The organism is Phenylobacterium sp. (genome assembly GCF_044371015.1).
Classification (GTDB): domain Bacteria; phylum Pseudomonadota; class Alphaproteobacteria; order Caulobacterales; family Caulobacteraceae; genus Phenylobacterium.
On the sequence record NZ_JBILUK010000065.1, the window covers coordinates 1 to 14,463 of the forward strand.

The following is a 14,463-nucleotide window of genomic DNA, read 5'->3' on the forward strand; positions in this document are numbered from 1 at the left end:
ACGTGCTGGGCCCGACCTATCACGGCGTCTTCAAGTCGATCTATTTCTTCGACCCCAACGGCCACCGCTTGGAACTGGCCTGCGACATCGGTACGGCGGATCAGTACGCCGAGCTGGCGCGGCTGGCGCCGGAGATGTTGGAGGAATGGAGCCGGACGAAGCGCGCGCCCCGGCAGGCGGCGTGGCTGCATGAGGAACCGGAGGGGTAGCGCCCTCCAGAGTTGTTTGACGAATTCTCGATATTCGTCTAATGTTCTCTACATGGCCACCAAACGAATCTCTTCAGATGAGCTGGCCTCTGAGGCCCGCGCTGCGGTGATCGGCGAGGCGGCGTCGTACGGAATGTTGGCTGGAACCCGTCGACCCGTTGGCGTGCGGCTTCCGGAAGGGCTCATCGCCGCGGCCCGGCGTCGGAGCGGCGCTGAGAGCCTCACCGAACTGGTGGAGTACGCTCTGGCCAAGGTGGCGCTTGAAGACGACTTCGGTCCACGCCTGCTGGCGCGTGAAGGTTCGATCTCTCCGGACATCGATCTTGAGTTTTGACCTGCCGCGTGCGCTGAGGCGCATTAGGCCGCAACGAACCTCGGCGCCTGTTGAGACAACGCCAGCCGATTTCGATGTTGAAGCGTCGCGGCCCGAGCTGCTGTTGGATACCTGCGTCTACATTGATGTGGCTCAGAAGCGTGCGAGCGCTGAACTGAAGGTGCTGCTGAGGCGCCGTCTCACGCGTCACTCCGCCGTGGCGCTTGCTGAACTCACGCACCTTTTCGGCCGTCTGGATCCTCATCATCCCGGGACAGCATCTGCGTTGCGCGAGTTGACCGCCATCATCAACGACATCCCGGGGCGTCGCCTAACGGCGCCGACTGCTCGGACCTTGGGCGAGGCGGGCATGCTGGCGGGCTTGGCCGCCCGCCTTCGCGGTCGACCCCACGATCAAGCGACCTTGAACGACGCGATCCTGCACTTGCAAGCGGCGGAAGGCGGTTGGGTGCTGGTGACCCGGAACTCTGGAGATTTTAGCCTGTTGAAGCGCTTGTCGCCGGCGACAGAGGTGTTCCTCTACTGAGGCCGAGTACGGCTTGGCGCCTTGCATCACGGCGCCGGCAAGCTAAGGCGGGCGGGGTGGCGCGGCGGCGGCGATCCCACTAACCTTTTGCGCGTGAAGCACGCTGTCTTGGCCTCAATCGCCCACAATGTGGCTGACTCTTTCGCTAGCGGGGTCGGCCTATTGATCGGTTACTGCGAAATGGACGTGTTCGGCGAAGCCGAACGCAGCGCCGAAGGCTACATGGTGGTCAACTTCCTCACAGGGCGCACCAGCGGCGCGACACCCTCGGAGTCTCTGTCCCACGCGGTCCGGCTCTACGCCGAAGCGCTGCCCGACCTATGTGAACGCCACGGCGCCCATGTCTCGGACTTCCAGGCATTGACGGCCCGATATGGATCACAGGGCCTCCAGCATGAGCTCATCGTGACCACCAAAGATCGACGTGGTCGCGAGACTCACAGTCGATATGTTGGCGTGCCAGGGAAGCGTCCAAGGTTCCTCGATCCGCTGGGCCGGATAAGGCGCATCCGCTCGGCCTGACCTCGGCCTTTTTCTTCGCCCAGATTCTGGCGGGCCAGGCGAGATCGTCTCACATAACCGCCGCGATCTCCTCCGGCGTCAGGCCGGCGGCTTCCAGCACTTCACGGGTGTGCTGACCGAGTTTGGGGGCGGCCCGCGTCACCTCGGGCGCGCCTTCCGGGAAGCGGACGGGGGCGGCCACGCTGCGGAACGATCCGCCCCAGCCGTCGCCGACCTCAATGAAGCAGCCGGCGTCCCGGGCCATGGGATGCGCCGCGAGCTCTTCCAGGGTGCCCAGCGGCGCCCAGGCGACGTCGAGCGCGGTAAGTTTGTCGCCGGCTTCGGTGAGGGTCATGGTGGCGAACGCGGCGTCGCACATGGCGCGCACCTCGCGGGTGATCTCCAGGTCGAGGATCGGCAGTTCGAAGCGAGGGTCGGCCAGCACCTCGGGCCGGTCGATGGCGATCATCACCTTGGTGAAGCAGTCTTCGGCGCGGGGCAGAATGCAGAGCCAGCGGCCGTCGCCGGTCTGGAACATGCCCGATATGCCGACCGGCCGCTCGTCGCGCGGCTGGGCGGTGACCACCTGGCCGTAGCGGAGGGCCATGCCCAGGTCCCAGCTGATGGTGTAGGCGGCCGCGCGGATCAGGCTGGTCTCGACCAGCCGCCCCCGCCCGGTCGAATGGCGCTCATGGACCGCGGCCAGGATGCCGGACACCGTGGAAATGGCGGTCACGTGGTCGCCGAAGCCGGGACGGGAGGGGAACGGTTCCTGGTCCGTCGGGATCATGGCGCGCGCGACGCCGCTGCGTGTCCAGAAGGCGGTGATGTCAAAGGCCGGCGCATCGGCTTCGGGACCGACGAGGCCATAGCCGGTGACCGCGGCGTAGATCAGGCGCGGGAACTCGGCCTTCAGGCTCTCATAGTCGAGGCCCAGCTTGCGCATCGAGACCTGGCGCACATTGCTGATGAAGATGTCGGCGTCGGCCAACAACCGCTTCAGCGCCGCCCGGCCCTCGGGGCGCGACACGTCGAGCACCACGCCCTGCTTGCCGCGGTTCTCGTTGGTGAAGATCGGATTGCCCGGGCTCTCCGGCGTGTCGGGCATGAAGGAGCGGGTGACGTCCCCGGCCGGGCTCTCGACCTTGATCACCGTGGCGCCCCAATCGGCCAGGACGGCGGCGGCGCTCGGCCCCGCCACCCATGTGGCCATCTCCACGACCTTCAGACCTTCCAGCAGCATCGCGTTCTCCCTGACGCAGGAGCTAAGCGCGGCCGGCGAGGCGGGGCAATGGGGCGCGGGCGGCTCAGTCCTCCTCGGCGACGACCAGGACCAGTTCGACGATCTTGCGGCGGATCGCCGGTTCACTGATGCGCGGGAAGGCGGCCATCAGCTCCATGCCTTCCGGCGAAACCAGGAAGGCCTGAGCGGCGTCGTGGCCGGCGGCGATCGCCTGTCGGTCACTCAGGCCGTCATAGAAATAGGCGACGGGCGTCTTGAGGGCGGCGGCGATCTCCCAGAGCTTGGAGGCGCTGACCCGGTTGGCGCCGCGCTCATACTTCTGGACCTGCTGGAAGGTGATGCCGAGGCTCTCGGCCAGGCGCTCCTGGCTGACGCCGAGCTCTTTGCGGCGCATACGAACGCGCAGGCCCACGTGGAGATCCACCGGATGCGGCCCATCGGTCCGCGCATCCTCGCCACCTGAGGCGACGGCCGCTTCGACCGCCGGCTCGTCTTCAAGCTCCACACTCATGTCTCGCGCCAATCTTTCCCGTTCCGATACCGACGAGTCCGTTTCACCCCGCGAAACCCGTCGGCTTTCGTACCTCTCCCAAAGTACGCCTTTAGGTTGATCCCGCTGAACCCTGTTGGGAACTGTTTATCTACCCATTTTGGGAGCGGCTTCATGCCGCGCCTCGCAGCACTTCGGCCTCGGTCCGCCAGAAGGACAGAACGCCGTGCTCGCCGAGGGTGGTGAACAGGCGCAGCAGTTGGGTGCGGTTGTCCTGCATTACGGTCCAGAGCGGCTCACCGGCCAGCACGTGGCCCGGCACGATGTAGCCGTCCGTGAGGCGGAGGCAGAGGCCGCGAGCGACCAGGCCAGCCATCTTGCGACGGGCCGTTTCGACCGGCAGGCCCAGGGTTCGCGCCAGGTCGGTCAACCGGATCGGGCGTCGCAGGTGATCGGCCGGGAAGCCTTCGGGCCCCAGGTCCAGCGCCGCGTCGGCGGCGGGATCCACAGGGAGATGATGGGTGTTGGCGTCGATCAGACCCATCAGGATCATGCCTGCGACAAGGTCGCCCAAATGCGTTGCGATCGGCTCCACCACCCGCAGGGCGTAGTCGAGCGACAAGCGCGCCACGAGGCGGACGGGCGGGTTGGCCGGCGAAAAGCCGGACCCGGACGGCGGCGTGGGCGGATCGAGCCCCAGTGCGACCATTCGCTCATGGAGCCTCCGCACCAGATCGTAGTTGGCCTGGGCGGCAGCATCATAGACCGTCGAGGCCAAGGGGCCGGACGACACGATCACGCCGCGACCTGACACCTCGACCACGCCGAACTCGGCCAGGCGCGTGATCCGCCGCCGCGCCGTTTCAAACGGCATCTTGAGCGAGCCGGCGACGGCGCTGATGCTGATCGGGCGGCGGAGCGTATCGTCGATCGGGGTCGTAAGGGTGGCGAAGCGGCGCTGAAGTTCCGGATCGCGGGTGATGGCGCCCAGGTTGCCCTGGGAGATGGCCGCCAGGAGCACGGTGTCCTGGACATCCGTGCCGAGCGCGGCGCGTCGAACCATATCGAGCACGAACCCGTTGGCCAGGCGCGCAACGATCCGCATGGCTGAATGGCGCGCCTCGACTGGCATGGACTGCGTGCTCCCCCCGATGCACTGGCACGGACTAAAGCACGGGTCGGCGCGCTTGGCAGCCGGTTGCACGCAAAGCGCGACCCCGAGTCGCGGTTCAGGCGACCGGGGTAGGGGTTTCCGGTCGGGCGGGTTGGCCCTAAACCGGGTTCATGGCGGAGGCTTTTAACGAGATCGTGCTGCCGGGCGAGAAGGCCCAGCGCTACGCCGCCGTGGCGCAGGAGATCGCCGCTGTCCTGGACGGCGAGCCCAACCTGACCGCGCGGATGGCGACTGTCGCCGCGATGCTGGCGGCGAGTTTCGAGGTGTTCTTCTGGACAGGTTTCTATGTGGTCGATCCGGCCAAGGGCGACGAACTGGTGGTCGGCCCCTATCAAGGCACGCTGGGCTGCCTGCGGATCGCTTTCGGGCGAGGCGTCTGCGGGACGGCGGCGGCGACGGGGCGGACGCAGCTGGTCGAGGACGTCCACGCCTTCCCGGGTCACATCGCCTGCGACAGCCGGTCTCAGAGCGAGATCGTCGTGCCGGTGCGTGATGCAGACGGTCGGCTGATCGCCGTGCTCGATGTGGACTCCGACCGGCCGGCGGCGTTCGATGCCGTGGATCAGCTGTGGCTCGAGCAAATCGTGGACAGCGCGTTCGCGCGCTCCGTTGTCTGACGTAGCGGCGCCAGAATAGCTCCCGACGCGGAGCGCCGAGGACGGCGCGAATGCAACCGGAGGGAGTCTCCCATGGCCGAAGCCTATATCGTCGCCGCCACCCGCACCGCCGGAGGCCGCAAAGGCGGTCGAGTGCGCGGATGGCATCCCACCGACCTCGGCGGCGTGGTCCTGAACGAACTGATCGATCGCACCGGAATTGATCCCACGGCGGTCGAGGACGTGGTGATGGGCTGCGTGATGCAGGTCGGCGAGCAATCGACGAATGTGGCGCGCAACGCCGTGCTGGCTTCGAAACTGCCGGAGAGCGTTCCTGGCACCTCGGTCGACCGGCAGTGCGGCTCGTCGCAACAGGCGCTGCACTTCGCCGCGCAGGCGGTGATGAGCGGCACCATGGACGTGGTGATCGCCTCGGGCGTGGAAAGCATGACCCGCGTGCCGATGGGCCTCTCGGTCAGCCTGCCGGCCAAGGAAGGCTTCGGCATCCCCAAGAGCCCGCGCCAGGAAGAGCGCTACCCCAACATCCAGTTCAGCCAGTTCATGGGCGCCGAGATGGTGGCCGAGAAGTACGGCCTGACCAAGGACCAGCTCGACGAGTATGGCTATCTCTCCCACCAGCGCGCCATCGCTGCGACCCAGGGCGGGGCGTTCAAGGATGAGATCCTGGCCATCGACGGCCTCGATGCCGAAGGCAACACGGTTCGTCATGACTCCGACGAAGGCATCCGCTTCGATGTGAGCCTGGACGGCATGCGCGGCGTAAAGCTGCTGCGCGAAGGCGGCCGGATCACCGCGGCCACTTCCAGCCAGATCTGCGACGGCGCCTCCGGCGTGATGATCGTCTCGGAGAAGGCGCTGAAGGAGCATGGCCTGACGCCTCTGGCGCGGATTCATCACCTGTCGCTGCTGGGCCACGACCCGGTGATCATGCTGGAAGCCCCGATCCCGGCGACGGAACGTGCGCTCAAGAAGGCGGGGATGAGCGTTGACGATATCGACCTCTTCGAAGTCAACGAAGCCTTCGCCTCGGTGCCGGTTGCGTGGCTGCAGAAGCTGGGCGCCGATCCGGACCGGCTGAACGTCAACGGCGGCGCCATCGCGCTCGGCCACCCGCTGGGCGCGTCGGGCACCAAGCTGATGACGACCCTGCTCTACGCCCTGAAGGCTCGCGGCAAGAAGTACGGCCTGCAGACCATGTGCGAAGGCGGCGGCATGGCCAACGTGACCATCGTCGAGCGGCTGTAGAAGCGGTACGCTCTTTCCACTCCCGCTCGTCCCGGCATCCGCCGGGATCAGCGGGGGCCGGGAGCTGAGTGTGGCGGCACGAACAATTGTCATCACCGGCGCGTTCGGAGCGCTGGGCCGGGCTGTCGCCGAAGCGGCGGCGGTCTCGGGCGCGCGGCTGGCGCTGATCGACCATGCGGCGGATGGTCCGGCGCCCGAGGGCGCGCTCAAGCTGGGCGGGGTCGACCTCACTGATGCCGAGCAGGCGGGCGCGGCGATCGACGCCGCGGCGGATCGGCTGAGCGGGATCGACGCGTTGATCAACATCGCCGGCGGCTTCGCCTGGGAAACGGTCGGCGGCGGCTCGTCGGAGACCTGGTACGGGCTCTATCGTCTGAACGTGCTGACCGCGACCAACGCCTCGCGCGCCGCGATCCCCCACCTGAAGCGCAGCGCGGGCGGGCGGATCGTCAACGTCGGGGCCAACGCCGCGCTCAAGGTCGCGATGGGCATGGGCGCCTATGCCGCCTCAAAGGCCGGCGTGCATGCCTTGACCCAATCCCTCGCGGAAGAACTGAAGGGTGACCGCGTGACCGTCAACGCCGTCCTGCCGTCGATCATCGATACGCCGGCCAACCGCAAAGACATGCCGGACGCCGATCCCGCGCTCTGGGTTGCGCCCGCAGATCTCGCGGCGGTGATGCTGTTCCTGGCTTCGCCCGAGGCGCGGGCGGTGACCGGCGCGCTGATCCCGGTCACCGGGCGGGTTTGACGACTGACGCTTGACCCGCGCTGGATTTGCGCGAGGCTCGCACGCCATGGCTCTGCTGGATTGGATCGCGCCCGAGAGCGGCCTCAAGGTCGAGGGCGATGGCGTGTGGCTGCGCCCGCCGCGCGCGTCCGACTACGACGAATGGCGAGCTTTGCGCGAGTCGAGTCGCGGGTTCCTGCAGCCTTGGGAGCCGACGTGGCCGGCCGATGATCTCTCCCGCGCCGCCTTCCGACGCCGCCTGATCTCCTATGCGCGGGACCGGGAGGCGGGGGCGGCCTATCCGTTCTTTGTGTTCCGCGGGTCGGACGGCGCGCTGTCGGGGGGCATCACTCTTTCCAATGTGCGGCGCGGCGTCGCCCAGATGGGGTCGGTCGGCTACTGGTGCGGCCGGACGTTCACGCGCCAGGGGCTGACGCTGGCGGCGGTGCGGGCGCTCTGCGACTTCGCCTTCCGGACTCTGGCCCTGCACCGGCTCGAAGCGGCCTGTATTCCCGACAATGCGCCCTCCCGCGCCCTGCTGGTCCAGGCGGGCTTCTCCGAGGAGGGATTCGCCAAGGCTTATCTGAAAATTAACGGCGTCTGGCGTGATCATGTTCTGTACGGACGGCTGACCCCGATGCGGGGGCCAGACCGGGCGGACGAGGGGGTGTCGGTCTAGTCGACGCCCGAAACCGGGGCACCTTACAGACAGACGCATGGCCACCGATCGCTGGATGTGGGACGCGACGGCGACGCTGGAGGCGCTGGGCGCCGCGGAGGTGGCGCTGTGGGTGTGGGAACCTGAGAAGGACCGCCTGCGCCTGACCGGCGCGACCCGTCCGTTGGGCCTGGGCCCGCTGGCCCCCGACTGCTCCTCCGCCGCCTTTCGCGCCATGGCCCTGCCGCAGGATCGGGCGCTGGCCGAAGACATCCTGCGCGTGCAGCCGCCGGGCGGCGAGGTTTCGGCGCGGCTCAGGATGCGCGGGGGCAGCCCCAGCGTCTGGCGCGGGGTCTGGCTTGAAGAGGGGGTCCGCGCCGCCGGCGTGGTGGCCGCGGAGATGCGTTTCGCGGCGGTCGGCGTCGACCACCTGACCGGGCTCGCCGACCGGCGCAGCTTCATCGCTATGGCGCGGGATCGTCTTCAGACGCCCGGCCGCTACGAAGTGATCGTGGCTGACCTCGATCGCCTGCGGCGACTGAATGAGGCGCTTGGGCATGAGCGCGCCGACCTGGTCCTGGCGGCGCTGGGCTCCAGGCTCGCGGCGGCTTGTCCGCCGGGCGCGCTGATCGCGCGGATCGGCGAGGACGAGTTCGCCACGCTCGCGCCGGCGGAGACCTCGCCGGGCGCGGAAACCCTGCGCCGGGCGCTGGAGCAGCCCCTGCGGGTCGCGGGTTTCGATATTCATCCCACACTCTCGATCGGCGCGGTCGAGGCCCTGGGCGGCGATGAGGCGCCGGATGCGGTCGAACTGCTGCGGCGGGCGGAACTGGCGGTGGAGTCGGTCAAGACCGGCGGGCGCGGCGGCGCGGCGGCCTACGGTCGAGCGCTGGAGACCGACGGCTTGTCGCGGCTGGCGCTGGAGGGCGATCTCAAGGGCGCGCTGCGGCGCGGAGAGCTCGCGCCGTACTACCAGCCTATTGTTCGGCTCTCGAGCGGGGCGCTTTCGGGCTTCGAGGCCCTGGTCCGCTGGCGCCATCCGAGGCGCGGCCTGATCCTGCCCGACCAATTCCTGCCGCTGTGCGAGGAAATGGGGCTGATGGCGGAGCTCGGCGCCATGATGATGCGCGAGAGCGCGCGCCAGCTCGCCGAGTGGCGGGCGCGGCATCGGGCCGCAGGCGAGCTGACCGTGGCGGTCAATCTCTCCACGGGCGAAATCGACCGGCCAGGACTGGTGGAGGATATCGCGCGGATCCGAGCTGAAACCGGCCTCCCGCCGGGAGCGTTGAAGCTCGAGGTCACCGAGGGCGACGTGATGCGCGATCCGGACCGTGCGGCGCATGTGTTGCGGGCGCTTCGGGCGGCCGGCGCAGCCCTGGCTCTGGACGACTTCGGCACCGGCTTTTCGTCACTGAGCTATCTGACGCGGCTGCCGTTCGACACCTTGAAGATCGACCGCTACTTCGTGCGCACCATGGCGACCGACGAAGGCTCTGCGACCATCGTCTCGTCGGTGGTGAAGCTCGGCCGGGACCTGGCGCTGGAAGTGGTGGCGGAAGGCGTCGAGAACGCCGGCATGGCGCGGCACCTTCTGTCGCTCGGCTGCGACTACGGCCAGGGCTATGGCTACGCGCCGGCGTTGTCGGCTCAGGAAGCCGAAGTCTATCTCAATGAGAGCTATGTCGACGGCGCCGCGCCGGTGAAGGCGCGCGGTTAGGCCCGCCCAGCCTCGGCAGTGAGGAACTGGGGATCGACGCCGAGTTTGGCCAGCGCCCGGGTCCATTTGGTGGCGTGGTCGTCGTCGAAGACCAACGCCTCATCCGCCTCGCAGGTCAGCCATACATTGTGGCGCAGCTCGCCTTCCAGCTGGCCGGCGCTCCACCCCGCATAGCCGAGGGCCAGGATCGCCCGGCGCGGGCCCGCGCCCGGCGCGGCCATGGCGGCCAGAACCTCGCGCGTGGCGGTGAGCGCATAGCCGCCGGGGACGGGGATGGTGTGCTCGGCGCCGTAGTCGTCGGTGTGGACCACGAAACCCCGCTCCATCTCCACCGGGCCGCCCATCAGCACGGGCGTCTCGGTCACGCCGGCGCCGGCCGAGATATCGAGGCGACGCAGCAGATCGGGAACGCTCAGGCCCTCGACCGGCCGGTTGACCGCAACGCCCATGGCGTGGGTCTCGTCATGGGCGCAGAGCAGGATCAACGCGCGCTCGAAGCGCGGGTCTCCGATCGTCGGCATGGCGATCAGCATCTGGCCCGTCAGAAAGGCGCCGTCCATGGCACACCCTCGGCCGATGGCCCGCCGACTTCAAGCCTGTCCCGTCGCCGAGAATGCGAGATCGCCCCTTACCGAACGCCGTGTTCGACGCTATCTGCCGTCGCGAACCCGCACCCCTGTTCATCTCCCTCAAGGAACACGACCCATGACGATCAAGGTTGGCGACAAGCTGCCCAGCATGACCCTGACTCAAGGCACGGCGGAGGGACCGAAGCCGGTTTCGACGGACGAGTTCTTCGCGGGACGCACCGTGGCCCTGTTCGCGGTGCCGGGCGCGTTCACGCCGACCTGCTCGGCCAAGCACCTTCCGGGCTTCAAGCAGCACGCCTTGGACTTCAAGGCCAAGGGTGTCGACGCCATCGCGTGCCTGTCGGTGAACGACGCCTTCGTGATGCGCGCCTGGGGCGAGGATCAGGCCGTCGGCGACGACATCGTCATGCTGGCCGACGGCAACGGCGCGTTCACCGACGCGGTGGGCCTGGTCATGGACGGCAGCCGCTTCGGCATGGGCAAGCGCTCACAGCGCTATTCCATGGTGGTGAAGGATGGCGTGGTGGCCGAGCTGAATGTCGAGGAGGGCGGCGAGTTCCGCGTCTCGTCGGCCGACTACATGCTGGCCCAGCTCTAGTCCGACACGCTCAACCGCCCGCTTTCCGGCAGTCGCCGTCTCTCCCGCCGGGCGGGAGAGGGCGGGGCTACGGGAAGCGGCGGCTCAGGAAGCGCGATCCGGCCTCTCCGAAGCGCCAAGGGACCTCGGCGGCCCTGGTGATGCCGATGCGGCGTCCTGCGAACACGCGGGTGGCGGGACCGACGGCGAGGGCGAAGGGCGCCTCGTCCAACCCAAGGCCGTCGTGCTCCCGGGTGACGCCCAGCGCCTGACATAGCTTGCCGGGGCCCGAACAGAGGTCGCGCGGGTCGGACAGGCCTCGACGTTCCGCCATGCGCTGCACGCCATGGGTCGGCTCGATGGCCCGGATCAGGACAGCCCCGCCGGGCTCATCGCCGCAGACGAAGTTCAGACACCAGTGGACGCCATAGGACCGGTAGACGTAAGCGCGCCCGGTCGGCCCGAACATGGCGGCGTTACGCGGCGTGGGGCCTCTGTAGCTGTGCGAGGCGGGGTCCTGATGGTGATAGGCCTCGGTCTCGACAATCCGCCCGCCCACGCCATCCACGAACACTGACCAACCGATCAGGTCCGCGGCGACCCGCGCCGGGTGACGATCCCAGAAGCCTTGACGCGTCGTCCCCGAAGGTCCGGAATGGTCGGCAACGAACGAGCTCATCTTGGGAGGATGCGCCATGCCCTATGTCGAAGGCCAGACGATCCACGACGCCGACAGCCACATCATGGAGATGCCGGAGTCCGTACACCCCTATGTCGACCCCAAGTTCCGGGCCGCCTTTATCGACAAGACGCGCAGCAAGGACGGACTGTTGGAGCGGTTCGCCAAGGCGGCGGCGCTGCATGAGGACCCGGAGTTCATGGCCGGCGCGGCCGCGAACATCATGCTGCGCAAGAACCACGAGGCGCTTGGCGCCTTCCGCAGCTCGGACCGCGGCGCCGCGCTGGATCAGCTGGGGTTTGCTTCGCAGCTGGTGTTCACCACCGCGTGCCTGAGCAATTTCGGGCTCGAGCAGCGGGGGGAGGTTGAACTCGCCCTGGAGGGGGCCCGCGCCCACAACCGGATGATGACCGAGTTCTGCAGCGTCGACCGCCGTCTGCTGGCCACGGGCTATGTGCCGCTGATCGATCGCCAACGCGCGCCCGAGATCGCCCGCGAGGCGCTGGCGCTGGGCGCCAAGGCGCTGATGGTGCCTTCGCGCCATCCGCCCGGCTTTTCGCCCAGCCATCGCGAACTGGACCCGCTCTGGGCGCTCGCCCAGGAGGCGGGCGTGCCGATCCTCTTCCACGTGGGCGGCGAAGAGAAGATGCACCGGGACTATCTGGAGAACGGGCTGCCGTTCGTGAAGGACTTCCACGGCGGCGATGAGAACTTCACCTCGCTGACCTTCATGGCGATTCCGCTCAGCGTCTGGCAGACCCTTTCGGCGCTGGTCATCGACGGGGTGTTCGACCGGTTTCCGCGCCTGAAGTTCGGGGCCATCGAGCTCGGAGCCTCGTGGCTGCCCAGCCTGATGAAGTTCCTGGACAGCGGCTGCGCCGCGTTCGGCAAGGAGGAGCGGCTGCTGAAGCTGTCCGGAACGCCGAGCGAGATCCTGCGCCGCCAGCTGCGCGTCACGCCCTATCCGCATGAGGATGTGGCCTGGATCATGGCCAATTCGGGCGAGGAGATGGTGCTGTTCTCGTCGGACTTCCCGCACGTGGAAGGCGGCCGCAATCCCCTGAAGCGGTTCAATGACAGCCTGGCCGGCGCCAGCGAGGCGGCCAAGCGGGCCTTCTACCGCGACAACTTCATCGACCTGATGGGCGCAGGCCTCGCGCCGGAGCTACACGATGTGCAGGTGAGGGCGGCGGCCTAGGCTACTTGCTCGTATTGGCAATGTTTGCCAATCTTGGGTGTCAGGAGGCCCGCCATGGCGACCATGAACGTCTCTCTCCCCGCGCCGATGAAGGAATGGGTGGAGTCACGTGCCGACACCGGCCGCTTCGCCAACGCCAGCGACTATATCCGCCACCTGATCCGTGACGATCAGGAGCGGGCTGAGAAGATCGCGCACCTGCAGAAGCTTATCGATGAAGGTCTGGCGAGCGGCGTGAGCGAGAGATCACCGCGCGACGTGATTGCAGCGGCGCGCCAGAAATTCCTCGATCGGCAGCGGTGAAACTCCGACTGACCGCTCAGGCCGACGAGGACCTTGATGCGGTCTTCCTTCAGGGCGCCGAGCGGTTCGGTCTCGCTCAGGCCGACGCCTATGTCGAGGCGCTTCTACGAACCCTTGATTTAATTGCCGATTTTCCCAGAGCGGCCAGCGAGCGGCAGGAGTTCGATCCTCCGGTTCGGATTTACCCGTACCGCTCCCACGTCATCGTCTTTCGGATCGAGTCCGAAGAGGTCGTTGTCGTGCGCATCCGTCATGGCCGCGAGGACTGGATGCGCTCGCCACATGGCTGAAGTGCGCCCCAGGTCTACCCGGCCAACACGTCCGCCTCGGTTCCGACCAGTTCCGCCTGCCCGTCGCAGACGGCGTCGGCCAGGCCCGGAGCGCCGGTGAGGATCTGACTCGCGTAGAGGCTGGCGAGCGCGCCCTTGGATTTCATCCATGGATCGTCCCCTCCGGCGGCGGCGAGCGCCTGGCGGCCGAGGATCCAGCCGCCGGCCACGTCGCCGGCCAGTTTCAGGTAGGGCGTCGCGGCGGCCTGGGCTGCGGCGTTGTCGGCGGTGAGCAGCCAGTCGGTGGCGCGTTCCAGGGCGGCGACGCCAGCGCCGAGGCGCGCGCCGACGGGGGCGAGGTCTGCATTGGCCGACAGGGCGTCGGCGACGGCGGTCATGTCGGCGGCGAGCGCCCGCATCGTCTCCCCGCCGTTCGACCGCACCTTGCGACCGATCAGGTCCAGCGCCTGGATGCCGTTGGTGCCTTCATAGATCGGGGCGATGCGCGCGTCGCGATAGTGCTGGGCGGCGCCGGTTTCCTCGATGAAGCCCATGCCGCCATGGACCTGGACTCCGGCCGAGGCGACCTCGACGCCGATATCGGTCGACCAGGCCTTGGCGATCGGCGTCAGCAGTTCCTGGCGGGCGCGGGCGGCGGCGCGCTCGGGCTCGGTCCCGGCATGGTGCGCGAGGTCGGCGAGAACGCCGGTGGTGAGGCAGATGCCTCTCGCGGCCTCGATCCTGGCCTTCATCAGCATCAGGGTGCGGCGCACGTCGGGATGGCCGTATATCGATCCGTCGCCCCAGGTCGCGCGGCCCTGGCGGCGCTCCTGGCTGAAGGCCAGCGCCTGCTGGAACGCCCGCTCGGCGATGGCCACGCCCTGGACGCCGACCTGCAGACGGGCGGCGTTCATCATCACGAACATATGGGCCAGGCCCTGGCCCAGCTCGCCGACCAGCTCGGCCTGGGCGTCTTCATACAGCATCACGCAGGTGGGCGATCCGTGGATGCCGAGCTTGTGCTCGATGGAGGCGGGGCGGAAGCCGTTGCGCGGTCCGAGTGAGCCGTCGTCCTTCACCTCGAACTTGTTGGCCAGGAACAGGCTGATGCCCTTGATGCCGGGCGGCGCGTCGGGCGTGCGGGCGATGATCAGGTGGCAGATGTTGTCGGCCGCGTCGTGGTCGCCCCAGGTGATGTAGATCTTCTGGCCCGAGAGCAGCCAGCCGCCGCTGCCATCCGGTCGGGCGATCGAGGTCAGCGCCGAGAGATCCGAGCCGGCCTGCGGCTCGGTCAGGCACATGGCGCCGGTCCATTCGCCGGAGACCAGCCTGGGCAGCACCAGGCGCTTCTGACGTTCGGTCCCATGCAGGGTGAGGGCTTCGATGGCCCCCTGGGTGAGCAT

18 protein-coding genes and 1 pseudogene are annotated in these 14,463 nt (G+C 68.2%); 13 read left to right on the forward strand and 6 right to left on the reverse strand.

What is annotated here, in order from left to right; translation table 11 throughout:
- From ACIQ3R_RS07615 to ACIQ3R_RS07630, 4 genes and pseudogenes are all read left to right on the forward strand, one after another.
- Positions 1-209 (forward strand): annotated as a pseudogene (locus tag ACIQ3R_RS07615) (VOC family protein); the annotation flags it as partial.
- A gap of 52 nt (positions 210-261) precedes the next feature.
- Complete coding sequence (locus ACIQ3R_RS07620; protein ID WP_397416944.1) at positions 262-543, forward strand: hypothetical protein; 282 nt, start codon at positions 262-264, stop codon at positions 541-543.
- A gap of 103 nt (positions 544-646) precedes the next feature.
- Positions 647-1,069, forward strand: a complete 423-nt coding sequence (locus ACIQ3R_RS07625) for a type II toxin-antitoxin system VapC family toxin (RefSeq protein ID WP_397416947.1) — start codon at positions 647-649, stop codon at positions 1,067-1,069.
- A 162-nt stretch (positions 1,070-1,231) separates the two neighbouring features.
- Positions 1,232-1,591, forward strand: coding sequence for a hypothetical protein (locus tag ACIQ3R_RS07630; RefSeq protein ID WP_397416950.1), 360 nt, complete (start codon positions 1,232-1,234; stop codon positions 1,589-1,591).
- Between the two features lie 49 nt (positions 1,592-1,640).
- Here ACIQ3R_RS07630 and ACIQ3R_RS07635 read toward each other — a convergent pair whose 3' ends face one another.
- The 3 genes from ACIQ3R_RS07635 to ACIQ3R_RS07645 all read right to left on the reverse strand — a co-directional run bounded on the left by ACIQ3R_RS07635 (position 1,641) and on the right by ACIQ3R_RS07645 (position 4,408).
- A complete protein-coding gene (locus ACIQ3R_RS07635) occupies positions 1,641-2,813 on the reverse strand; it encodes a CaiB/BaiF CoA transferase family protein (protein ID WP_397416952.1) in 1,173 nt (390 codons plus the stop codon).
- Positions 2,814-2,877: 64 nt separating this feature from the next.
- Positions 2,878-3,324 (reverse strand): helix-turn-helix domain-containing protein, encoded by a 447-nt coding sequence (locus ACIQ3R_RS07640; RefSeq protein WP_397416955.1) that lies wholly within the window; start codon positions 3,322-3,324, stop codon positions 2,878-2,880.
- Between the two features lie 151 nt (positions 3,325-3,475).
- Positions 3,476-4,408 carry a hypothetical protein gene (locus tag ACIQ3R_RS07645; protein ID WP_397416958.1) on the reverse strand — a complete coding sequence of 311 codons (933 nt, stop codon included), beginning with the start codon at positions 4,406-4,408 and terminating at the stop codon, positions 3,476-3,478.
- 179 nt (positions 4,409-4,587) lie between these two features.
- Between ACIQ3R_RS07645 and ACIQ3R_RS07650 the strand changes: the two genes are divergently transcribed.
- The 5 genes from ACIQ3R_RS07650 (at position 4,588) to ACIQ3R_RS07670 (ending at position 9,444) form a co-directional block, all read left to right on the forward strand.
- Complete coding sequence (locus ACIQ3R_RS07650; protein ID WP_397416960.1) at positions 4,588-5,094, forward strand: GAF domain-containing protein; 507 nt, start codon at positions 4,588-4,590, stop codon at positions 5,092-5,094.
- Between the two features lie 72 nt (positions 5,095-5,166).
- The gene (locus ACIQ3R_RS07655) at positions 5,167-6,339 is read left to right on the forward strand and encodes an acetyl-CoA C-acetyltransferase (RefSeq protein ID WP_397416962.1); all 1,173 of its coding nucleotides are present in this window, start codon (positions 5,167-5,169) and stop codon (positions 6,337-6,339) included.
- Positions 6,340-6,409: 70 nt separating this feature from the next.
- The gene (locus ACIQ3R_RS07660; RefSeq protein WP_397416965.1) at positions 6,410-7,090 is read left to right on the forward strand and encodes an SDR family NAD(P)-dependent oxidoreductase; all 681 of its coding nucleotides are present in this window, start codon (positions 6,410-6,412) and stop codon (positions 7,088-7,090) included.
- A 46-nt stretch (positions 7,091-7,136) separates the two neighbouring features.
- The gene (locus ACIQ3R_RS07665) at positions 7,137-7,748 is read left to right on the forward strand and encodes a GNAT family N-acetyltransferase (RefSeq protein WP_397416967.1); all 612 of its coding nucleotides are present in this window, start codon (positions 7,137-7,139) and stop codon (positions 7,746-7,748) included.
- Positions 7,749-7,785: 37 nt separating this feature from the next.
- The gene (locus tag ACIQ3R_RS07670) at positions 7,786-9,444 is read left to right on the forward strand and encodes a putative bifunctional diguanylate cyclase/phosphodiesterase (protein WP_397416970.1); all 1,659 of its coding nucleotides are present in this window, start codon (positions 7,786-7,788) and stop codon (positions 9,442-9,444) included.
- Here ACIQ3R_RS07670 and ACIQ3R_RS07675 read toward each other — a convergent pair.
- A complete protein-coding gene (locus ACIQ3R_RS07675; RefSeq protein WP_397416973.1) occupies positions 9,441-10,004 on the reverse strand; it encodes a YqgE/AlgH family protein in 564 nt (187 codons plus the stop codon). The genes ACIQ3R_RS07670 and ACIQ3R_RS07675 overlap by 4 nt on opposite strands.
- Before the next feature lie 145 nt (positions 10,005-10,149).
- On the opposite strand from ACIQ3R_RS07675, the gene ACIQ3R_RS07680 reads away from it, so the two are divergent.
- On the forward strand, positions 10,150-10,632 hold the full coding sequence (locus tag ACIQ3R_RS07680; RefSeq protein WP_397416975.1) for a peroxiredoxin: 483 nt from the start codon (positions 10,150-10,152) through the stop codon (positions 10,630-10,632).
- 67 nt (positions 10,633-10,699) lie between these two features.
- On the opposite strand, the gene ACIQ3R_RS07685 is transcribed toward ACIQ3R_RS07680, so the two are convergent.
- Positions 10,700-11,290 carry a DNA-3-methyladenine glycosylase gene (locus ACIQ3R_RS07685; RefSeq protein ID WP_397416977.1) on the reverse strand — a complete coding sequence of 197 codons (591 nt, stop codon included), beginning with the start codon at positions 11,288-11,290 and terminating at the stop codon, positions 10,700-10,702.
- A 16-nt stretch (positions 11,291-11,306) separates the two neighbouring features.
- On the opposite strand from ACIQ3R_RS07685, the gene ACIQ3R_RS07690 reads away from it, so the two are divergent.
- The 3 genes from ACIQ3R_RS07690 to ACIQ3R_RS07700 are packed head-to-tail and all read left to right on the forward strand — an operon-like array spanning position 11,307 to position 13,081.
- Entirely contained in the window at positions 11,307-12,488 is a 1,182-nt protein-coding gene (locus tag ACIQ3R_RS07690; protein ID WP_397416979.1) for an amidohydrolase family protein, read from the forward strand.
- 54 nt (positions 12,489-12,542) lie between these two features.
- Complete coding sequence (locus ACIQ3R_RS07695) at positions 12,543-12,791, forward strand: type II toxin-antitoxin system ParD family antitoxin (protein WP_397416981.1); 249 nt, start codon at positions 12,543-12,545, stop codon at positions 12,789-12,791.
- Positions 12,788-13,081 (forward strand): type II toxin-antitoxin system RelE/ParE family toxin, encoded by a 294-nt coding sequence (locus tag ACIQ3R_RS07700; protein ID WP_397416984.1) that lies wholly within the window; start codon positions 12,788-12,790, stop codon positions 13,079-13,081. Before ACIQ3R_RS07695 ends, ACIQ3R_RS07700 begins: the two co-directional genes overlap by 4 nt.
- A 14-nt stretch (positions 13,082-13,095) precedes the next feature.
- Here ACIQ3R_RS07700 and ACIQ3R_RS07705 read toward each other — a convergent pair.
- On the reverse strand, positions 13,096-14,463 hold a 1,368-nt coding region (locus ACIQ3R_RS07705), incomplete at its 5' end, for an acyl-CoA dehydrogenase (RefSeq protein ID WP_397416986.1).